Source organism: Algoriphagus vanfongensis DSM 17529, assembly GCF_000429465.1.
Taxonomy (GTDB): Bacteria; Bacteroidota; Bacteroidia; order Cytophagales; family Cyclobacteriaceae; genus Algoriphagus; species Algoriphagus vanfongensis.
This window is the reverse complement of the sequence record NZ_KE386906.1, coordinates 213641-234074: the sequence shown is the minus strand read 5'-3', so window position 1 is coordinate 234074 and position 20434 is coordinate 213641. Positions and strand designations below refer to the sequence as shown.

The 20434-nt window shown below is 43.6% G+C and carries 18 protein-coding genes and 1 pseudogene; 9 read left to right on the top strand and 10 right to left on the bottom strand.

From position 1 onward, the window contains the following. The first annotated feature begins 76 nt into the window (after positions 1 to 76). A complete protein-coding gene (locus G460_RS0119890; RefSeq protein WP_026956982.1) occupies positions 77 to 1243 on the top strand; it encodes a serine hydrolase domain-containing protein in 1167 nt (388 codons plus the stop codon). A gap of 26 nt (positions 1244 to 1269) precedes the next feature. On the opposite strand, the gene G460_RS22340 is transcribed toward G460_RS0119890, so the two are convergent. The 5 genes and pseudogenes from G460_RS22340 to G460_RS0119865 all read right to left on the bottom strand — a co-directional run bounded on the left by G460_RS22340 (position 1270) and on the right by G460_RS0119865 (position 5350). Beyond that, the gene (locus G460_RS22340; RefSeq protein ID WP_051316153.1) at positions 1270 to 1899 is read right to left on the bottom strand and encodes a hypothetical protein; all 630 of its coding nucleotides are present in this window, start codon (positions 1897 to 1899) and stop codon (positions 1270 to 1272) included. A gap of 66 nt (positions 1900 to 1965) precedes the next feature. Continuing rightward, a pseudogene (locus G460_RS22335) lies at positions 1966 to 3306 on the bottom strand (Gfo/Idh/MocA family protein). A 94-nt stretch (positions 3307 to 3400) separates the two neighbouring features. After that, complete coding sequence (locus G460_RS0119875) at positions 3401 to 4168, bottom strand: 3-keto-disaccharide hydrolase (RefSeq protein WP_026956981.1); 768 nt, start codon at positions 4166 to 4168, stop codon at positions 3401 to 3403. Positions 4169 to 4375: 207 nt separating this feature from the next. Then, a complete protein-coding gene (locus G460_RS0119870) occupies positions 4376 to 4813 on the bottom strand; it encodes a hypothetical protein (RefSeq protein ID WP_026956980.1) in 438 nt (145 codons plus the stop codon). Between the two features lie 69 nt (positions 4814 to 4882). Next, complete coding sequence (locus G460_RS0119865) at positions 4883 to 5350, bottom strand: SixA phosphatase family protein (protein ID WP_169817543.1); 468 nt, start codon at positions 5348 to 5350, stop codon at positions 4883 to 4885. A gap of 154 nt (positions 5351 to 5504) precedes the next feature. Between G460_RS0119865 and topA the strand changes: the two genes are divergently transcribed. The 7 genes from topA (at position 5505) to G460_RS0119830 (ending at position 14259) form a co-directional block, all read left to right on the top strand. Continuing rightward, positions 5505 to 7826 carry a type I DNA topoisomerase gene (topA, locus tag G460_RS0119860; protein ID WP_026956978.1) on the top strand — a complete coding sequence of 774 codons (2322 nt, stop codon included), beginning with the start codon at positions 5505 to 5507 and terminating at the stop codon, positions 7824 to 7826. Between the two features lie 53 nt (positions 7827 to 7879). Continuing rightward, the gene (locus tag G460_RS0119855; protein ID WP_026956977.1) at positions 7880 to 9076 is read left to right on the top strand and encodes a carboxypeptidase-like regulatory domain-containing protein; all 1197 of its coding nucleotides are present in this window, start codon (positions 7880 to 7882) and stop codon (positions 9074 to 9076) included. 37 nt (positions 9077 to 9113) lie between these two features. Then, the gene (locus G460_RS0119850; protein ID WP_026956976.1) at positions 9114 to 9809 is read left to right on the top strand and encodes an SIR2 family NAD-dependent protein deacylase; all 696 of its coding nucleotides are present in this window, start codon (positions 9114 to 9116) and stop codon (positions 9807 to 9809) included. 48 nt (positions 9810 to 9857) lie between these two features. Further along, the gene (locus G460_RS0119845) at positions 9858 to 10811 is read left to right on the top strand and encodes a DUF5996 family protein (protein ID WP_035464814.1); all 954 of its coding nucleotides are present in this window, start codon (positions 9858 to 9860) and stop codon (positions 10809 to 10811) included. Between the two features lie 50 nt (positions 10812 to 10861). Next, positions 10862 to 11980, top strand: a complete 1119-nt coding sequence (locus G460_RS0119840; RefSeq protein WP_026956974.1) for a serine hydrolase domain-containing protein — start codon at positions 10862 to 10864, stop codon at positions 11978 to 11980. A gap of 91 nt (positions 11981 to 12071) precedes the next feature. Beyond that, a complete protein-coding gene (gene mgrA / locus G460_RS0119835; RefSeq protein ID WP_026956973.1) occupies positions 12072 to 13091 on the top strand; it encodes an L-glyceraldehyde 3-phosphate reductase in 1020 nt (339 codons plus the stop codon). Then, positions 13084 to 14259 (top strand): MFS transporter, encoded by a 1176-nt coding sequence (locus tag G460_RS0119830; RefSeq protein WP_245578770.1) that lies wholly within the window; start codon positions 13084 to 13086, stop codon positions 14257 to 14259. The genes mgrA and G460_RS0119830 overlap by 8 nt, the downstream gene beginning before the upstream one ends. 51 nt (positions 14260 to 14310) lie before the next feature. Here the strand turns inward: G460_RS0119830 and G460_RS0119825 are convergent, their stop codons facing one another. Further along, positions 14311 to 15102 carry a vacuolar protein sorting-associated family 26 protein gene (locus G460_RS0119825; RefSeq protein ID WP_026956971.1) on the bottom strand — a complete coding sequence of 264 codons (792 nt, stop codon included), beginning with the start codon at positions 15100 to 15102 and terminating at the stop codon, positions 14311 to 14313. A 292-nt stretch (positions 15103 to 15394) separates the two neighbouring features. Here G460_RS0119825 and G460_RS0119820 point away from each other — a divergent pair, with 292 nt between their 5' ends. Next, positions 15395 to 15952: a GNAT family N-acetyltransferase gene (locus tag G460_RS0119820; protein WP_026956970.1), complete on the top strand. Its 558-nt coding sequence runs from the start codon at positions 15395 to 15397 to the stop codon at positions 15950 to 15952. A 24-nt stretch (positions 15953 to 15976) separates the two neighbouring features. On the opposite strand, the gene G460_RS0119815 is transcribed toward G460_RS0119820, so the two are convergent. From G460_RS0119815 to G460_RS0119800, 4 genes are all read right to left on the bottom strand, one after another. After that, positions 15977 to 17296, bottom strand: coding sequence for an ABC1 kinase family protein (locus G460_RS0119815; RefSeq protein ID WP_026956969.1), 1320 nt, complete (start codon positions 17294 to 17296; stop codon positions 15977 to 15979). 3 nt (positions 17297 to 17299) lie between these two features. Then, a complete protein-coding gene (locus tag G460_RS0119810) occupies positions 17300 to 17965 on the bottom strand; it encodes a TetR/AcrR family transcriptional regulator (RefSeq protein ID WP_026956968.1) in 666 nt (221 codons plus the stop codon). 109 nt (positions 17966 to 18074) lie between these two features. Then, positions 18075 to 18617 carry an ATP-dependent protease subunit HslV gene (gene hslV / locus G460_RS0119805; protein WP_026956967.1) on the bottom strand — a complete coding sequence of 181 codons (543 nt, stop codon included), beginning with the start codon at positions 18615 to 18617 and terminating at the stop codon, positions 18075 to 18077. Between the two features lie 101 nt (positions 18618 to 18718). Continuing rightward, positions 18719 to 20359 carry a pyruvate dehydrogenase complex dihydrolipoamide acetyltransferase gene (locus tag G460_RS0119800; RefSeq protein WP_026956966.1) on the bottom strand — a complete coding sequence of 547 codons (1641 nt, stop codon included), beginning with the start codon at positions 20357 to 20359 and terminating at the stop codon, positions 18719 to 18721. Positions 20360 to 20434 lie beyond the last annotated feature (75 nt).

Genomic DNA, 20434 nt, shown 5'->3' with positions numbered 1-20434 from the left:
AAAAAAAACACTCCTATCCTGTTCACTTTTCCCAATTGCCTTGATAATGATTTACTACACTTTAATCCTAATCATTATGAAATTGAACAAACTTTTACAAGTTGGCATATTTGCCCTTTTAGTTTCCATTGGTTCCAGTTGTGGTTCTGAAAGCGATCCTGATCCAGTTTTTCCTCCTTCAGATTTGCAGGAGGACATTTCTATCATTGACGATGCGGCACAGGCCTTTATGAGCAAATACAATGTCCCAGGACTTTCTCTAGCCATCTCCAAAAACGAAAAACTGGTCTATGCCAAAGGTTATGGTCTGGCGGACAAGGAGGCAAATGAAGCTGTCTCGACAGAAACACTTTTCCGCATAGCCAGTATTTCCAAATCCATTACGGGTATAGCCATGATGAAGCTGCTGGATAATGGTCAGGTCAATATGGATGACAAAGTTTTCGGTGAAGGTGCCATCTTGGGCACCACCTATGGTACCAAACCTTACTCTTCCCATCTTCAGGCCATTACCGTCCGCCACTTACTCAACCATACTGTTGGAGCATGGGCAAATTCCGCAAATGATCCGATGTTTTCCAATCCCAACATGACTGCTGATGAACTGATGACTTGGACACTGGACACCTATCCAGTGACATCTACACCCGGCAATACCTACGCCTACTCAAACTTTGGCTATTGCATCCTTGGTAGAGTTATCGAAGAAATCACTGGTAAAACTTATGAGAACTTCGTCAAAGAGGAAATCTTGAATCCCATCGGAATCACTCAGATGAAAATCGGAGGAAACACACTCGCGCAACGGAAGACTATGGAAAGCAAATACTATGGCACTTCCACAGGTGGATCTGATCCCTATGCCTATCAGATAGCCAGAATGGATGCCCATGGAGGATGGATTGCCAGCCCGTCAGAACTCTTAAAATTGCTTGTCTATGTAGATGGATTTGCTTCCAAATCTGATTTATTGAGCGCATCCGCAATCCAGCAAATGACCAATGAACCCAACCTAGCCGTGAGGAGCTATTATGCTGCCGGCTGGGGAGTCAACGATGCTAACAATTGGTGGCACTTGGGTTCTTTGCCAGGCACCTCGTCAATCTGGGTCAGAGCCAGCAATGGCTACTCATGGGCAATCATCACCAACACCCGAACTGGCACTGAGACCAATGATCTCGATGCGATGATGTGGAATATCTTAGCAAAAAACCCTGTTTTTCAGGATATAGATCAGTTTTAGAATTGAAACGGCGCATGATTATTGAATTATGCGCCGTTTCGTTTCAAGACCTCAAGTTCCTTTTTAAACTCCTGAATCAGCTCATAGCTATCTGAAATCCCAATGTATTGGATTAAGGCCAGAAAGGAGATTTTGTCCTGAAGGTGATAAGAAATCAAAATGTCTCTCATTTTCTTCTGAAATTCATTTTTATAGTTCAATTGAAAATTGAATTTCTCCTCAGTTCCGTCATTCATTTTCAAACTAATGGAATTCCCTACTCCATTTGAAATATAAGGTATAGAATGATATCTAGCATAACCACGATCCATTCCATCATAATCATGGAGAAAAAATTCCATTTTTAAAACATCATTTAAGCGGAATTCTTTGTCTTCAACAGAAATCAACGATTCAGAAAAAATCAAATTACCTTTAAAACTTCCATTCAATTTCTCTTTATCACCTACAGAATTAAAACTGAACACCAAACAAGCTAATCCTGCACAAGCTAAAATTACTTCTCCAATAATTTCGAAGGCTCCCCAAGCCAAATATTCATTTCCACCTAAACCAACCATTGTCCCTCCTATAGCCAAAAATGTAAAAAGCAAAAGATCTCTATCTATTTGACCATTTGATTTAGGAATAAACAATAAAAATTCTACTTTTTTCATAAACAAAACCCTCCAAATCTCTTCGGAGGGCAATTTCAAATCTCAAACTTCAAATTTCTAATCTCCTCAAACCTTCGGCACTTGCCAGCCATTATGATAATGCGCTCTCATCAACTGATTTGCTTCTGAATCCGTAAACTGATTCTTCGTCGCATCCCAATAAACCTTCTTACCTGTCTTATAGGCTATATTCCCCATCTGAGCATTGATCGCAGCTACAGAACCGGTTTGAATCGCGCACTTGAGCTTACTTGGATCGTTGGCCATGACAGATTCCACAAAATTCGTAGCGTGATGATCCAGCGCATTGCCCTCGGGCTTGATATGGGCCACTTCCTCTACCTTGTTTCTTCTCGCTCCATCGACTGTTTCGGTTTCAGGTATCACTTTCCAACCTCCTCTGTTCACCACCAAAGTGGCATTGTTTCCGATGAAAGCAATCCCTTCCGTGGTACCATAGTTGCCTCCATCTATGCCTGTGGCATGCTCCCAAAGCATATTGAAACCCTCGTATTCATAGACTGTCTGCAAGGTATCAGGAGTTTCTGAGGCATCATCAGGATAGGCAAATTTCCCACCGGAAGCCATTACAGACTTTGGAGCGCTCACACCCATTGCATACAATGCAATATCTATTTCGTGTACTCCCCAGTCAGTCATCAAGCCACCCGCATAGTCCCAAAACCATCGGAAGTTGAAGTGAAAGCGATTGGCATTGAAAGGTCGTTTTGGAGCTGGACCCAACCACATATCGTAATCGACTCCAGCCGGAGGAGTACCATCCGGCAAAACCGGAACTGGCTTCATCCAGCCCTGATAAGCCCAGCATTTTACCAGACGAATCTGACCCAATTGTCCTGATTTGACATATTGGATGGCTTGATCGTATTGGGACCCTGAGCGCTGCCACTGTCCTACCTGCACGACTTTGCCATAGCGCTCCTGAGCCTTAACCATAATTTGGCATTCCTCGATGGTGTTGGCGATGGGCTTTTCGACATAGACATGCTTGCCGGCAGATACTGCATCCACCATATTGAGACAATGCCAGTGATCCGGTGTTCCGATGATTACTACATCGATGTCAGGATCTTCGAGGAGCTTGCGGTAATCTTTGTATTACTTGGGTCTTGTACCCCTGATTTTAAACACATCTTCACTGCGCTGATCGAGTACAGATTGATCGATATCCGCCAAAGCAACACAGTTGACATTGGGAATTTTGAGATGCGCATTCATATTGGACCACCCCATCCCCTTACAACCAATAAGGCCATAATTGATCTGGTCTGAGGGCTTAATTTTCCGGGTAAAAGTCCCGAAATCTGATGCTGTTAGTACAGAAGGCATGCTCAGTCCCGCCCCCAGCAACATGGTGTTTTGGATAAATTTTCTTCGTGAAGACATCTTTCGAATGGTTTTTGGGTTATTGGTTAAAAGGTCCACAGCCCACTGACGACGGACGACCGTGGGCTGTGGACTGTGGACAGTGGACAAAAAATCAAAGAGGTCTGACCCAGATATTTCTGAATCTTACCGGGTTGCCATGATCCTGCAATTTGATCGGCAAAGTCTCTGCATGTGCCTTGTAATTCGGAATACCAATGTACTCAGTAGGACCTCTGAGGATCACATGATTTTGCACCAAAACTCCATTGATCAAGACAGTCACAGTAGCCGGTGAAGTCAAAACGCCATTTTTATCAAATCGAGGAGCTTTGAAGATAATGTCATAATAATTCCACTCTCCTGGAGCTCTCAAAGGATTGACCAATGGAGGAAATTGCTTGTAGATCGAACCTGCCTGTCCATTGGTGTAGGTTTTACTTTCGTAGGAATCCAAAACCTGAACCTCGTACATTCCCATCAAGAAGAATCCAGAGTTTCCTCTACCCTGTCCTTCACCTTTTATCTCGGTTGGAGCAGTCCATTCGAGGTGATATTGCGCATCACCAAAGGGCATTTTGGACTGGATATCACCCTGTCCCGCTGTCACGACCAATTCTCCGTTTTCGATTGTCCATGCTGCAGGACTGGAGCCGTCTTTAGCAGAAACAAAATTGTTAAGGCTTGTCCCGTCAAAGAGAACAATCGCATCTGACGGTGGAAGATTGTTTTCGGTACCAGGGGTGATTTTCGGTGGCACAGGTGCGTAAAACTCAGTAGCCTGAGGTGGTAATTTGGGAGGTGTCTGATCCTGAGCGTAGGTCATGGAACTGATACACATCCCTACTGCTAGAATAGCCAGGGTCTTTAATTGCTTATTCATTGATACAATAGATTATTTTAGGAAAGATTTCTAAAGGCAATAAATAACCGTAAAAATGCCGTGAATCGAAAAACCGCTGATGGATTTTTAGCAGAAATCTACTCTTCCAATTAATTTGAAGAGAGTAAGAAGAAGGTATTCCTTCCCAAAAAAAGTCCGATCAAAAAATGTAAGTCGCTAATTCAGGCAAGGACTGACTACCTCTCCTTACCTTTTATAAATAAGAGTGATTTCTCCAGCCAAATTCCCCATCGGAGTCTCGTAAGCGACTTGATGTTTGGTGACCAATCTGTTTTCACTCAGGTCCACCACTTCATACAAAATAGTATCCGACCCAGAAATAGTCTGCAGAAAGTTTCGATCGATCACGCTCCACACTCCCTCCCCATTCGGAATTTCTTCTTTGACCACTATTTCATACGTCCCGTCCGCTTTCAAGAGCAACTCACTCTGCTCATGCAGCTCTCTGCCTCCATCGATCATCGCAACGACATTTGGACCTTCCGATTGGACAAATCGAAAATCCTCTCCTTTCCAGTTTCCTTCAAGTTTTTCTTCGGAAACTCCAGAGGAGCAGGAAGCCAATCCACTCAGTATGACTGCAGCCACCCAAGTACCCAATCTAGTCAATGATTTCATTTTCATGTTTTTCTTAAAAAGGAATCCCTACTATGTATCCGCAATATGAATGACTATCCTCCCTCAAGATATGGCTCAGCTAATAATTTCTCGCAGGATGCCTGAGCCTGCACTGATGTATTTCCAAGAGTCAAATTCAAATTCCAGATAAGCCAAAGTCCCAGGACTCATATTTTGATAGGAATGATCCGTCAAGGTAGACAGACAGAGGCTGATGATAGGATTGTGCCCTACGATCAGACAAGAATCTACAATTGTGGGTATATTTTCCAACAATCCCATTAAAGAAAGTAGATCGCCATCATAAATTGACTGATGGTATTCATTGGATCTAATTTGCACATTTTTCCGGAGCACATCGGCAGTTTCCATCGTACGCTGTGCCGGAGAACAGTACATCAGATCTATTTCCGGCTGGATTTTGTGGAGCGTTTCGCCTACCCTCAGGATCTTTTCTATCCCTAATTTGGTCAGCTGGCGCTGAAAATCGGTTCCTTCCGAAAAACCTGCTTCACCGTGTCGAATTAAAAACAAACGCTTCATTTTGGGAGTTTTAAGTAGATTCCTTGCAAGTCCTACTATATCAAAAACCATTCTAATTCGAGCATGACTAAAAGATATTTATTTGGAGGTAATCACATTGCCCTCTATTTTTAGCTTTTCAAAACAAGCCACCCGGCTTTAGATCTTTGCTTTTATGTCTAAAAACCTTGTAATCGTCGAATCACCTGCCAAAGCCAAAACCATTGAAGGGTATTTAGGCAAGGACTTCAAAGTAGCCTCCAGCTACGGGCACGTTCGAGACCTGCCCAAAGGTGATAAAGCGATTGATATAAAAAACCGTTTCAAACCGACCTACGAAGTGACTCCTGATAAAAAGGAAGTCATCAAAACACTCAAAAGTTTGGCCAAGGATGCTGAGACCATCTACCTAGCGAGTGATGATGACCGCGAAGGAGAAGCCATCTCATGGCACCTCAAGGAGGTACTGAAACTCAACGAGACCAATACCAAGAGAATCGTATTTCGGGAGATCACCAAAAATGCCATTTCCAAGGCCATCGAAAATCCCCGCGGAATAGACTACGACCTAGTCAATGCCCAGCAAGCCAGAAGGATTCTGGACAGGCTGGTGGGATTTGAGCTTTCTCCCATTCTCTGGAAAAAAATAAAAACAGGTCTATCTGCCGGACGGGTGCAGTCTGTGGCAGTGAGACTCATTGTGGAGCGAGAAAGAGAAATCGAAGCGCACAAGGCAAAATCATCGTTCCGAATCACTGCCCAGTTTGAGGCAGATGGCAGATCTTTCAATGCCGAACTTCCTCGTAAGTTTGAAACAAAAGAAGAAGCCGAAAACTTCCTAAAGACTTGCTTGGAAGCAGACTTCTCCATCAAAAATCTGGAGAAAAAACCTGCCAAAAAATCGCCTGCGCCGCCATTTACCACTTCTACCCTTCAGCAGGAAGCCAGTAGAAAATTGTATTTCTCTGTAGCTCAGACGATGTCCGTTGCGCAGAAGCTCTACGAAGCAGGTAAGATCACCTACATGCGTACTGATAGTGTCAATCTATCCCAAGACGCTATGAGTTCGGCAGAAAACGCGATTTCTGATTCTTATGGCAGCCAATACCATAAGGCACGAAAATATACCACCAAATCTGAAGGCGCACAGGAAGCTCACGAAGCGATCCGCCCAACGGATTTTTCTCAGTCCCAAGTCACTGGAGACAGAAATGAGCAAAGACTCTATGAACTGATCTGGAAGCGGGCGATTGCCTCCCAGATGGCAGATGCAGAACTGGAAAAGACCACCGTCACCATCGGTATCTCCAATTCTGAGTTGACACTATCTGCTCACGGGGAGATCATCAAATTTGATGGATTTCTCAAAGTCTATCTAGAAAGTACTGATGATGAGGAGGAAGATGAAAGCACAGACAAATCACTTTTGCCTCCTTTGACTGTCGGTCAGTCACTGGAGCTTTTGGAAATGAAGGGAAGAGAATCTTTCACGAGAGCCGCTCCACGCTATACGGAAGCTTCATTGGTCAAAAAACTCGAAGAACTGGGCATAGGCCGACCATCTACCTACGCTCCTACGATCTCTACGATCCAAAAGAGGGACTATGTGATCAAGGAATCCAGAGATGGCACCCCGAGAAACTATCAGGAAATGAAGATTTCCAAGGGTCAGTTTAAGGAAGAAACTAAAACAGAAATCACGGGAGCTGAAAAACAGAAGCTTTTCCCTACCAATATCGCCATGGTCGTCAATGACTTCTTGGTGGATCATTTCCCTAATGTGATCGACTTCAACTTCACCGCCAAGGTGGAAAAGGAGTTTGACGACATTGCAGCGGGAGGTCAAGACTGGCAAGATATGATCGATTCTTTCTATGGAAAATTCCATCATACCGTAGAGGAGACCGAGCAAGTTTCCCGTCAGGACATCAACACCAGCCGATTCCTTGGCAATCATCCTCAGAGTGGCAAACCGATGACTGCCAGACTGGGAAGGTTTGGCCCTCTCGTGCAGATAGGAGACAATGAGGACGAGGAAAAACAATACGCTTCACTGAAAAAAGGCCAATTCATCGAAAACATCAGTTTGGAAGATGCGCTGGAGTTGTTCAAATTACCTCGCGATGTGGGGATGTTTGAGGACAAAAAAATGGTAGCTGCCATCGGTAGGTTTGGTCCTTACGTGCGTCATGACGGTTCTTTTGTTTCGTTGAAAAAAGAACAGGATCCACTGAGCATCACTGAAGAGGAAGCAATCCAGCTCATCAAGGATAAAAGAGAAGCTGACGCCAAAAAGCATATCAAAAGCTTTGATGAAAATCCTGAACTGCAGATCCTCAATGGCAGATGGGGTCCTTATATCAAGATGGGGAAAACCAATTACAAAATCCCCAAGGATAAGGAAGCAGAGAAGTTGACATTTGCTGAAACGATGGAAATCATCGAAAACCAACCAGAACCTAAAAAACGAGGTGGAAGGTTTGCCAAGAAAAAATAAAGAATTAAGGCCGGAGGATTTTCCGGCCTTATTTTTTATATTTTTAGTCGTATATGAAAAGACTATTATTTTTTACCATTCTATTCCTTTCTTTCCATCATACTTTTGCTCAGGCTGTTTTAAAAGGAAGAATTGTCGAGGTCGGCAGTGGAACCCCTGTTCCTTTTTGCTCGGTATTTTTGCCAAATACCACTCTGGGAATCTCAGCGGATGAAAATGGACATTTCGAAATTGAAATCCCCAATGGAAGCTACGAAGTAGCCATTCGGATGATTGGCTACGAGACTCAAGTTTTCTCGATCCAAACAGACAATCTTCCAAAAGATGGGTTTTTGATTTATCTCCAGATCATGGAGGTCGAATTGAAAGCTATTGATGTGAATGAAGATCGGGATTGGGTTTGGTATCGGAATCTCAAAGATTTCAAAAATTACTTTTTGGGAAATACTGAAAATGCCAAAAGTGCCTGGATTGAGAATGAAAAGAAGATTCTACTGGATAGCGATTCACGACGAGGGGTCCTCACTGCTAGTGCCCAAGAACCGCTTCTCATCCACAACCCCAACCTGGGCTACACCTTGGATTTCGAGCTGGTCAAATTCGAATATGACTCCAGAGCCGGGTCCTTCTATTATTTGGGCTACCCCTTATTTATTCCTGATCAAAATCTCTCGAAATCCAAAGCCTACCGGATTAAAAAAAATAGACAAAAAGCCTATCAAGGCAGTCTCCAGCATTTCATTTCCTCACTTTACGAAGGGACAACGAGGAAAGAAAAGTATCAAATACGAAGGATTTATCAACTGCCAAACCCTCAAAAACCAAGTCGCGAGACAATCAGAAAAGCTGAGGCTCTATTCATGAAAACACAAGAACGGTCTATCAAAGACTCTCTATTATTTAACATCCTCAATAAGAGACACTTGCCAGATAGTGTCGAAGTACTCGAAAAAAAACCGATCAATTCAACTGAGATCATGATGACCACTCCAGATGGTAAACGTCAATTGAAGGGAAATGCCATCTTACAAATCACTTATTTGGGGGAAAAAGAGTCGTCAGAATTCCTAGGTGCAATAAACGCCTCTCATGCAGGCCATCAAGTGTCCAAACTTTATATCAGAACAGACCTCTTGGAGCTATTCGAGAATGGCAGCTACTCAGAACCTCTGGGTATTTTAGTAGATGGATACATGGGTTGGGAAAAAGTAGCCGACCTGATGCCCATGGACTACAGGCCCAAGGACTAAAACTTGGATCATTTGAGCACTCCAGTTAATTTTAAGTATGAACAAAAAACGATTGGTTGTGCTCTCGGGAGCTGGAATCTCTGCTGAAAGTGGCATCAAAACCTTCAGGGACAGCGGTGGTCTTTGGGAGGGGCACGATGTCATGGAAGTAGCCTCTCCGGGCGGTTGGAGAAGAAATCAAGATTTGGTACAGACTTTCTACAATCTCCGCAGAAAGCAGATGTACGAGTGCAAACCCAATTTGGCACACTTGATTTTGGCGGAGCTGGAGGAGTATTTTGATGTACAGATCATCACGCAAAATGTCGATGACCTGCATGAGCGCGCTGGATCTACAAACGTTTTACACCTCCACGGCGAACTCAAAAAAGCCCAGAGTTCCCTAGACCCATTGCTTGTCTATAATTTGGACCATTGGGAGATCAAGAAAGGTGACAAATGTGAGAAAGGAAGTCAGCTTCGACCTAATGTCGTCTGGTTTGGTGAGCCTGTCCCTATGATGACAGAAGCGATCCATTTGGCTGGAAAAGCCAATATTTTCTTAATAGTTGGCACCTCCTTGCAAGTCTATCCGGCAGCTGGTCTGATGGACTATGCTCCTCAAGGCATCCCTATCCACCTGATCGATCCCAGTGATGACTTCGGCAAACTACCCAAAGGCGTGATTCATTGGCAACATTCGGCTACTGCCGGGATGAATTTGCTGAAAGATTCATTATTAAAGGATATTTAATTTCGATGATTAGGCTAAAAGCCATAAATTGAAATAGAAATTTTTACCATGGCAACAAAAAAACTCACCTGGCCTTCCTTGAATTTTAATGAGTACAAGGACACCATTTACCTCTTACATCACTGGACTCAGATGGTGGGAAAAGTCCGATTAAAAAAGTCTCCATGGCAGAATCACTCTTGGCACGTAGCTCTATATGTGGATTCCCAAGGCTTGACCACAGGTCCCATTCCCTACGAAGGAGGAGTTTTTGATATCCGTTTTGATCTGACCAGACATGAGCTCAAAATCAAAACTAGCAACGGTACGCGTGACCGTTTTCCGCTAGGCGGACAGACCGTGGCCAGCTTTTACGAGCAGCTCAATGAAAAATTAAAGTTTTTGGGTATCGCTGTCAAAATCAGCACCAAGCCCAACGAGATGCCAGTTTGTATCCCCTTTGCACAAAACACAAAACGAATCCCTTACTTGGCTAATGAAGCTCAGAAGCTCTGGAAGGCAATGATCCTGATCCAAAATACTCTGGGAGTGTTTAGAGCTCGATTTAGAGGAAAAAACAGCCCCATTCACTTTTTTTGGGGTTCTTTTGACATGGCTTATACGCGCTTTTCTGGCGCCACAGCACCAGAGTTTGAAGGAGATGTACCCAATATTTCCAAGGATATCATGAGAGAAGCCTATTCCCATGAAGTCTTCAGTATTGGATTTTGGCCTGGAGATGAAAGGCTCCCCGAACCTGCATTCTATGCCTATTGCTACCCCAATCATGATTCGTTCAAGGACAAGCAAATTCAGCCTGAATCAGCCTATTGGAGCGATAGTCTGGGCGAATTTATTCTACCCTATAAAAGCGTCCAGACCAGTAGCAATCCCAAGGAAACGCTTTTGTCTTTCCTACAAAGCACCTACGAAGCTGCGGCAGAAGTGGGTAATTGGAACAGGGAAGAACTGGATTGTGACTTTTCAGAATTAGAAAAGAAAAATTCCAACATCACGATATGAATGCGGGCCATCATATAGCCCCCATCTGCTCCAGATAACTATTTATAAGAATGAAATCAAAAGTCAAATTCATTCTTTGGGGCATCGTAGGCTGGCTAGTGATATTTCTGGGAATCGAGTGGTGGAATAGCTATCCGAGGATCACTTTGGCTCCTCCCATGGGCTCCACGAGTCTGAAGGAAAAATTGGATTCTAGCCTGATTGCCAGCTTTAATGAAAATTTCCTAGCGGGGATTTCCATCTCTATCATTAGGGATTCCAAAGTATATCATAGAAAATCGCTGGGCTTTCTGGACCATGACACACATGATAGCCTGAATTGGAATTCTACTTTGCCCGTGGCCTCTGTATCCAAACTATTTACCAGCTTGACTCTGGCAAGATACCTTGACAGGCTAGATATCACGCTGGAAGACTCACTTCACATATTAAAACTTCCCGAATTGGATCGGGAAACTGCTCTGGGAAAGCTGACGTTTGAAGAGCTACTTCGTCACCAATCAGGGATCAGTGATCCGGGAAAACTAAACTCCCTGCTGTCTTTCCAAAATAATCTTTCTTTGGAAACCTTCGGTAAGGAACTGACACAAAAGTTTGCAAGTGAAAGTCAGATAAAGGAATACCAATATGCTGACAGCAATTTTGATTTGGTGGGATACCTCCTCCAGTCCTACTCCGGTATGGACTTCACTGCTTTGTCGGATTCCCTCACTTTAGAGCGATTGGGAATGGGAAACTCCTATTTCAGCTTTGACCACCATCTCCCCAATGGGCATAAAAAAACAAGGGTCTGGAAAAGGATCAAACCTGCTCCAATGACTCTGGCCCTCACTCCTTCGCCTTCTTCTGGTTTGATCAGCTCGGTGGAAGATTTGGAAAAGTCCCTCATCCAGATGATCCGTGGAGATCTTGGTCTTCTGCAATCTGAGTTGAACTGGTTGCAATCAGATCCAGACTTGCCCCCTGCTGGATTTCAGGCCATCTCACTTCATGATCATACATATTTTGGACACTATGGCGCTCAGGCAGGTTTTAGTTCGCTCCTTGTTTTTGACCCTACCTCCAAGACGGGTTTGATTCTACTTGCCAACTCCAAAGACGATCAGGACTTTCGCAAAAAGATAGCGAGTCAGCTCCTTGCACTAATGCGGGAAGAAGATACGCTCTAAGACTAAAGAGGCCAGTCACCCCACGTATTCTTTATTTGAATTCCTTATTTATAGCCTTATTTTGGCTCGGTATAAAACCTAAAAGACCTTTATGAAAATCAACGATCACAATCCTCTGCCTTATTATCAACCTTCAGCTGATCGCTACGAGCAGATGAAGTATAGACGATGCGGAAAGAGTGGCTTGCTACTTCCGGAAATCAGCCTGGGTTTATGGCACAATTTCGGACACAACGCCGATTTCACCTTGGGCAGATCCATATTGAGGAGAGCTTTTGATTTGGGAATCTCCCATTTTGATCTCGCCAATAATTACGGACCTCCATTTGGCTCAGCTGAAGAAAACTTTGGAAGAATTCTCAAAAAGGACTTTTTACCCTACAGAGACGAGTTGATCATATCTTCCAAAGCTGGATGGGACATGTGGCCTGGCCCCTATGGCAACTGGGGCTCCAAAAAATATTTGGTAGCCAGCTGCGACCAGAGTCTCAAGCGAATGGGACTGGACTATGTAGATATTTTCTATCATCATAGACCTGACCCTGAGACTCCTTTGGAAGAAACCATGGCCACGCTAGACCTACTAGTAAGACAGGGAAAAGCGCTTTATGTAGGCATTTCACAATATAGTGCTGAGGATACTGCTCGGGCTTATCAGATTTTGAAAGAAATGGGGACACCTCTTCTCATCCATCAGCCACGCTACAGCATGCTGGATCGCTGGGTAGAAAATGGTCTGCTCGATGTCTTGGGTGACAAAGGAGTGGGAAGTATCGCATTTTCACCGCTTGAGCAAGGTATGCTTACAGACAAATACCTAAAAGGAATCCCTGAGGATTCGCGGGCTGCTAAAGATGGTCGCTACCTCAAGCCAGATCAAATAGGTGGAGAAAAACTGGAAATGATCCGCCAACTCAATGAAGTCGCCAAAGAAAGAGGGCAGACATTAGCTCAGATGGCTATTGCATGGCTTTTGAAAGATGACCGAATCACCTCAGTTTTGGTAGGAGTATCCAAGCCTGAGCAACTGGACGATAATGTAAAAGCAACTGAAAATAGCCAGTTTTCTTCCGAAGAAATCAGCAAAATCAAAACAATCCTAGGTGCCTAAGAGCATTCAGAGAAGTCCAAGAAGTGCTCTGATTCTGATCGTGATCGCTCAGTTTCTGGGCACTTCTCTTTGGTTTGCAGGAAATGCAGCCATTCCGGAAATGAGCAAACTTTTGGGACAGCCCGAGCTAACAGCTGCTATTACCAGCTCTGTCCAGCTCGGTTTTATTCTTGGCACTTTAGTGTTTGCTCTACTTTCTATTCCAGATCGATTTCCTCCCAATCGAGTATTTCTCCTCAGTGCAATAGCAGCCGCTATATTCAACTGTCTAGTGACTTTCATTCCGATTCAATTGGAAGCTGTATTGCTTTGCCGCTTTTTAGTTGGATTTTTTCTCGCCGGGATCTACCCTGTTGGGATGAAGATCGCCGCTGACTATTTTCAAAAAGGGCTTGGAGCAGCCTTGGGATTGCTTGTAGGAGCACTTGTACTGGGGACGGCATTTCCTCATCTGATCCGAGCACTGGATTGGCAACTGTCATGGCAGATCATTTTCTGGATCACTTCCTTTTTGGCTACTATAGGAGGGGTACTTGTGGGGCTTTGGGTACCCGATGGTCCTTATCGCAGAGCCAACCCAAAGTTCGATTGGAAAGTATTACCACAACTCTCTAAGATTCGTTCTCTCAAAAGCGCTGCGTCTGGCTATTTTGGCCACATGTGGGAGTTGTATACCTTCTGGGCATTTCTGCCGGCTCTCGTCAGCTATTTTACGCTAAAACCAAGCATCTCTTCTTCCAATGGACTCATATCCTTTGCTATCATTGGTGCTGGTGCTGCATCTTGCGCTTTGGGAGGTTTTCTAGCAGCAAGAATCGGCTCTGCCAAAGTTGCCAAATTTTCACTGATTGGTTCTGGGGCATGCTGTCTTTTGCTCCTGTTCATTCCTTCAGACCCAAGTTGGGGCTGGATTTTCTTTTTACTGATTTGGGGAATGCTAGTCACGGCGGACTCTCCTCAATTTTCGACGTTGGTTGCCCAAGCAACTCCTGCTGAGTACAAAGGAACTGCCTTGACTCTGGTGAATTGTCTGGGTTTTTCCTTGACTATATTTTCGATCTATCTTAGTCAGTGGCTCCTGCAATGGATCCCTATCACCCAAGTTCTTGCGCTATTGCTCGGTGGACCATTGCTGGGGATTCTTCTATTTCAAAAATTCAGAAACTAAAAAAGAGGCTATGTCTCTTAGCCTCTTTCTCATGATACAAACCGGAACAACTTATCTCACTACATTTTCTAAGGTGGCCAGATAGACCCATTTTTGATCTCTGGAATTGAGACCTTCATTCACAGCTTCGCGCTCTGCGTCTGTCTGCTCAAGGTCTTCATAGGCCTGTCCATTGAAAAACTGCATGTAATCTTTGTACATATTTATGGTCAAATGGGTGGATTGAGCCTGTGAACCTAATGGCAACGCAGTTCGCAGCAGACTCCAATGTCCCATCAGTCCTTTTTCAATACGATTTTGGTGAATGGGCTTAAACACCTCCATTTCAGCTTGCTCGTATTTTTCAAAATTGCCTTCGTTTGCTTTCATCAGATCGAATGATGCCAAAACTCCAGGCCTCATCTGAAAATTATCACTTGTGGCGACCACTTCTTTCATGTAGAGTCGCATGGGCATATCTCTCATCGCCAAGGATTCCTGAAAGAGTTTTCCTACTTGGACATCATTCAGATGGGGATAGGCAATTTTGGTATATTCCATCATTTTGGCATCGTCCAGACCATTCATCATCTTCACAGGATCATTGAAGTAGGTGATCATGATATACTGAAAATCACTGTGAGTACCTCCTGATTGTAGGGCCCAAAAGTCCCAACCATTGATCTGTCCATCGTTTTTTGCCTGGCGATAAACCTTTTCCATTAAGTCTTTAAATTCGATGTAATCAAAGATTTGATCGTTTTCAACCTTGATAAATTCGAACACCAAATACTGAGTCTGCTGGGCGCTCAGGGTGGAGAACCATAGCAACCCTCCAATCAATAAAAAAAGCATTTTTTTCATAATACAGTGGGTTTAGGGTTAATTGTGCTTCACTATAATTTAAAAATATATTCTGTTATAAAGCAATTTTTTAGAATGAAATTTCTTTTTCATTCATTTTTCGTATCAAAACTTATTTTTAATAAAGTCAGGAAGAAAATACATTTTTGATAAGGCAAGTCGAAAAACCTTATAATTTTTCTAATAAAATGAACTTTGCCTATCGGGAATTACAAGTAGATTCTCCTGAAAAAAAGCCTAGCTTTATAAGAATTAAACACTGGCATCAGGCCCATAAAACCTCTCTCCCTCTATGCTGACCGATCCCATTCTCTTACAAAATGAACAGATCCTTCTCCGCCCTATCGGCAGAGCGGACATTGATCAGTTGTTTCAGATCACACAGGACAACACTCTTTGGGAGTATTTCACCTTTGATCTGAGTGATAGATCCGAACTGGAAAAATGGGCGAAGCCGGCTTTTGCAGGGGAAAGAGATCAGTTGGCTGTCGTCGACAAAGCAAGCCAACAGCTACTAGGCTCTTCTGCCTTTGGCAACTATTCTCCCAGAGACGAGCGAATAGAAATCGGCTGGACTTGGCTAGGAAAATCATTTCAGGGAAAAGGAATCAATGCGCAAATGAAATACCTGATGATGGAATATGCCTTTGAAACACTGCACGTAAAACGAGTTGAGATCAAAACCGACGTCCTCAACCAAGCTGCAAGAAAAGCTCTTCTAAAAATGGGAATTACCGAGGAAGGAATCCTGAGAAGTCATACATTGTTGTGTACCGGCAGGAGAAGAGACAGTATTTATTACAGTGTTTTGGCACATGAATGGCCGGTTTTGAAGAAAAATTGGAGATAAAAAAAGCGCCGATTGGCGCTTTTACTATTGAAGCCATTTCGGCTTTGTCGTATCTATTTCCGCTTCCAGCTGGTTCAATAAATTGTAAAGCCCAAAATAGGTTCGATTGATATACAGGCCATGTCGGGAACCTCTCGCCTGTCTGGATTTTTTGAACATTTTATCATTGGAAATCCGATCTCCCAACTCAAAAATCTGATCAAAAAAACGGTTGTCTGCAAAGTCAAAGCGATCTGAATGGAAGGGTTTCCCCAGCAAAGAAATCATCTCTCGGAAAGCAGCTTTGTAAAACTCCTTTTCGGCCGGACTGTCCTTGTCAGAAATAAACTCCAAATCATAGAATACTTGATTAAGCTCATCTTCATTGAGCAGCATATCTTTTTTGATCAGCGCAAAATAGCCCTTGTAGAAGTCCTCCGGGATGATTTTGACACAGCCAAAATCAATAATCCCTAGATTCCCATCATCCTGAACGATGAAATTTCCGGGATGCGGATCTGCATGCACCTGGAGCAGATGATGCACTTGATGATCATAGAAGTCCCAAAGGGCTTGACCAATTTTATTTTTCTCCTCTTGAGCAGGATTGGTTTCCAGCCATTCTTTGATGTGTTTTCCCTGAATCCAATCCATCGTAATGATCCGATCCCCACTCAATTCATCATAATAGGTCGGAAAATTTAAATTGGGAATATGAGCACATGCATTTGAGATCTCCCGAGAGCGCTCCACTTCCAAGATATAATCTGTTTCCTCCAATAGTCTTTCCTCCACTTCAGCCATGTAATGATCCAGCTCCCGTTCATTCATATTGAGAAGTCTCAAAGCAAAAGGTCTTACCAATTTCAGATCAGAACTAACTGAATTGGCCACTCCTGGATACTGGATTTTGACTGCGAAAAGCTTATCTCCTTTGGTCGCCTGATGAACTTGGCCAATGGATGCAGCATTCACCGCAGATCGTGTAAATGAATCAAAGATCTGATCGGGAGTTTTCTTCAGGTTTTGTTGAAAAGTCTTTACCACCAGTGGGTAAGACAAAGGAGGAGCTGAATACTGCGCCATGGTAAATTGATCCTGATAGGCTCTAGGAAGCAGATTTTTGTCCATTGACATCATCTGCGCCACCTTCAAAGCAGAGCCTTTCAGCTCACTCAGAGAGCTATAAATATCTCTGGCGTTGGATTCATGCAAAGCTTCCTTTTCCAACTTGGGATCCACTATTTTTTTGGCGTAATGCTTGACGTAATTCCCTCCTACTTTAGCACCTGTAGAGATAAATTTGGCAGCACGCTGAACTTTGGAAACCGGAATGGATTCCTGTTCTTTTAATTTCTCAGCCATGATTTACTTGTTTTGGTATAAAAACTTCGCAAAGTCCAGAAAACGATCCAAGGCACTTTGTCCCATCAGATCAAAGGCCAGATTGACCGATTTTTCGATTGCTGCATCTGTCTTTTCAAATCTTGGTGATTGATCCTCCATCCAGTACTTGAGCACAAACAAAACCTGCACCCAAAGCGCCTCTCCATACCGGTCTGATAAAATCGGACGCTTGGAAATCTCCTGAGACTCTTCTCCCTCTTTGAGGATCTCCGTGGAAAACTCCAAAAAATCCTTTCTGAAGGTTTTCAACTCAGCAGGAAGCATCCCCAATCGGCTACTTTGCTTTTGGTACAATGCCAATAGGAAAGACCTGTGATTTTTCAACACTTCTATCCAAGTGAACAAAAAGCCCAAAAACTTTTCCCTTGAAGAATAAGAAGGATACACTTCCTGCGCCTTCAGCTGGCTCAATGTCTCATCGAGAATCTGCGACCAGATTGCGGCTTTGATACCCTCCATAGATGTGAAGTAGGAGTAAAAGTCTCCTTCTTTCATTTTTAATTCCTGTGTGAATTTAAAAATCGATTTGGGCTCGGATCCATGTTCCAAAACATGGGAGATATAGCTTTCAATGATTTTCTCTCGTGGATCCTTTTGGGTAGTCTTTTTAGCAGTTTGAGTTTTCATTTTCAAGGCTTTGATTCAGTTCATAAACATCAAAAAGTACCTTGAGGTTTTCGAAAAAGGCACAAAAAAAACCGGGATTTTATACTCCCGGTTAATTTATTGAGTCATATCAATTTGTGACTTTTTCGACTACCAAATTATGATTGGTGTAGATACAGACATCGGCTGCTATATGCAGACTCTCCCGTACCATTTCCTCCGCACTGAGATTCGGCGCAAATTTCTTCATGGCTCTTGCCGCGGACTGGGCGTACATACTTCCCGATCCGATAGTTGCGATCTCCAAATCTGGCTCGATCACATCGCCTGTTCCAGAAATGATCAAAATATCATCCTGATCTGCTACAATCATCATCGCCTCCAGCTTGCTCAGCATTCGGTCCGTTCTCCATTCTTTGGCAAGCTCTACAGCGGCTCTTTTCATGTTATTTCCAAAGGCCCCCAATTTCTCTTCAAACTTCTCCAAAAGGGTAAACGCATCGGCCGTGGAGCCAGCGAAACCTGTGACGATTTTACCTCCTTGTAAAACTCTGATTTTTTTAACGCTGCTTTTGGCTACTGTATTTCCCAAAGTCGCCTGCCCATCAGCACCGATGACAGTTTCGCCATTGTGCTTGATCGCTACGACCGTGGTTGATTTTATTTTCTCCATGTGGCAAAAATTTATACTAATTGGTTATCGTGTCATATCATGCTACCAATAACCGTTCTAAAGCAAAAAGTCCTGTCGAAACAGGACTTTTTGGCAGTTTATTAGATCAGGATTCTGACTGGATCTTCCAGTAGCCCTTTCAGTGTCAATAGGAATGCGGAGCCTACAGCTCCATCCACCACTCGGTGATCACAGGAAAGCGTCACCTTCATGACATTTCCGACTTTCATCTGGCCATCCTTGACGATCACAGTCTCCTTGATCCCGCCTACAGCTAGGATACAAGCATCAGGTGGGTTGATGATGGCAGTGAATTCATCGATTCCGAACATACCCAAGTTAGAGATGGTAAAGGTGTTTCCTTCCCAATCTTTCGGCTGAAGTTCTTTCGTTTTGGCTTTTCCACCCAAAGTTTTTGCTTCGTTGGAAATTTGAGAGAGTGACTTGCTGTCTGCGAAACGAATCACAGGTACTAATAGTCCTTCCTCTACAGCTACCGCCATACCGATATGGATATGATCATTGTATCTGATCTTATCGCCCAACCAGCTGGAGTTTACTTTTGGATGCTGACGCAAAGCAGCTGCAGCGGCTTTGATCACCATATCGTTGAAGGAAATCTTCACTGGAGCGATCTCATTCATGCTCTTACGAGCTTCGATCGCTTTGTCCATGTTGATCTCCATAGTCAAATAGAAGTGAGGAGCAGAGAATTTGCTTTCTGCCAATCTCTTCGCAATGACTTTTCTCATTTGAGAAACTTTCTCCTCTTTGAAGCTTTCCTGTCCTACCATCGGCATGACAGCTCCTCCAGCCGCAGATGCAGTTGGTGCAGCAGCAGGTACAAAGTTCTCGATATCTCTTTTGACGATTCTACCATTGTCACCGGAGCCGGCCACTTGGCGAATGTCAATTCCTTTTTCTTCAGCAATCTTTTTGGCAAGCGGAGAAGCTTTCACTCTTTCACCATCTGCAAGAACTGGAGCAGAAGTGCTAGCAGCAGGAGCAGCTTTTGGAGCTTCTGGAGCTTTTGTTTCAGCAGGTTTTTCAGCCGGAGCAGGTGCTGCAGCTTCTGGTTCTGCAGAAGACGACTGTTCTTGAGCTTTCAGCAAAGTCTCAAAATCAGCTCCCTTTTCACCAATGACAGCAATGACTCCGTCTACAGGAACACTATCACCAGCTTCCACTCCGATATAAAGCAAAGTACCATCTTCGTAAGACTCCAATTCCATGGTCGCCTTATCAGTTTCAACTTCTGCAATGATTTCACCTGATTTGATATCATCCCCTACTTTCTTCAACCAAGCAGCAATCGTACCTTCCTGCATGGTATCAGACATCTTAGGCATGGTGATCACCGTTGCATTGATATTGGAGGTGTCAATTTTTTCAGATTTAGCAGCTTTCGGTGCTTCTTCTTTTTTCTCTTCAGCTTTCGGTGCTTCTTCCGATTTGGACTCAGAAGCTCCACCATCTTCACTGAGGAGATGCTTGAAGTCTTCCCCTTTCTCTCCGATGACTGCGATGATTCCATTCACTGGAACAGCATCTTTTTCTTTTACTCCGATATGTAAGAGGACACCTTCTTCGTAGGACTCCAGCTCCATGGTGGCTTTGTCAGTTTCTACTTCGGCCAGGATATCTCCGGGCTTCACAGAATCTCCAACTTTTTTCAACCATGCAGCGATCACCCCTTCTTCCATGGTGTCGCTCATTTTTGGCATTCTTATTACTTCGGCCATAGGTTATTGCGCGCTAGTTCGTTTTAAAGTGTCCAAAAATAGTTTTTATAATGTCTTTATTCAAATTTAAAACTA

Bases quoted from the DNA above. Each gene is read 5' to 3' on its own strand.
- G460_RS0119890 (WP_026956982.1), top strand. From the start codon at position 77: ATGAAATTGAACAAACTTTTACAAGTTGGCATATTTGCCCTTTTAGTT.
- G460_RS22340 (WP_051316153.1), bottom strand. From the start codon at position 1,899: ATGAAAAAAGTAGAATTTTTATTGTTTATTCCTAAATCAAATGGTCAA.
- G460_RS0119875 (WP_026956981.1), bottom strand. From the start codon at position 4,168: ATGAATAAGCAATTAAAGACCCTGGCTATTCTAGCAGTAGGGATGTGT.
- G460_RS0119870 (WP_026956980.1), bottom strand. From the start codon at position 4,813: ATGAAAATGAAATCATTGACTAGATTGGGTACTTGGGTGGCTGCAGTC.
- G460_RS0119865 (WP_169817543.1), bottom strand. From the start codon at position 5,350: ATGAAGCGTTTGTTTTTAATTCGACACGGTGAAGCAGGTTTTTCGGAA.
- topA (WP_026956978.1), top strand. From the start codon at position 5,505: ATGTCTAAAAACCTTGTAATCGTCGAATCACCTGCCAAAGCCAAAACC.
- G460_RS0119855 (WP_026956977.1), top strand. From the start codon at position 7,880: ATGAAAAGACTATTATTTTTTACCATTCTATTCCTTTCTTTCCATCAT.
- G460_RS0119850 (WP_026956976.1), top strand. From the start codon at position 9,114: ATGAACAAAAAACGATTGGTTGTGCTCTCGGGAGCTGGAATCTCTGCT.
- G460_RS0119845 (WP_035464814.1), top strand. From the start codon at position 9,858: ATGGCAACAAAAAAACTCACCTGGCCTTCCTTGAATTTTAATGAGTAC.
- G460_RS0119840 (WP_026956974.1), top strand. From the start codon at position 10,862: ATGAAATCAAAAGTCAAATTCATTCTTTGGGGCATCGTAGGCTGGCTA.
- mgrA (WP_026956973.1), top strand. From the start codon at position 12,072: ATGAAAATCAACGATCACAATCCTCTGCCTTATTATCAACCTTCAGCT.
- G460_RS0119825 (WP_026956971.1), bottom strand. From the start codon at position 15,102: ATGAAAAAAATGCTTTTTTTATTGATTGGAGGGTTGCTATGGTTCTCC.
- G460_RS0119820 (WP_026956970.1), top strand. From the start codon at position 15,395: ATGCTGACCGATCCCATTCTCTTACAAAATGAACAGATCCTTCTCCGC.
- G460_RS0119815 (WP_026956969.1), bottom strand. From the start codon at position 17,296: ATGGCTGAGAAATTAAAAGAACAGGAATCCATTCCGGTTTCCAAAGTT.
- G460_RS0119810 (WP_026956968.1), bottom strand. From the start codon at position 17,965: ATGAAAACTCAAACTGCTAAAAAGACTACCCAAAAGGATCCACGAGAG.
- hslV (WP_026956967.1), bottom strand. From the start codon at position 18,617: ATGGAGAAAATAAAATCAACCACGGTCGTAGCGATCAAGCACAATGGC.
- G460_RS0119800 (WP_026956966.1), bottom strand. From the start codon at position 20,359: ATGGCCGAAGTAATAAGAATGCCAAAAATGAGCGACACCATGGAAGAA.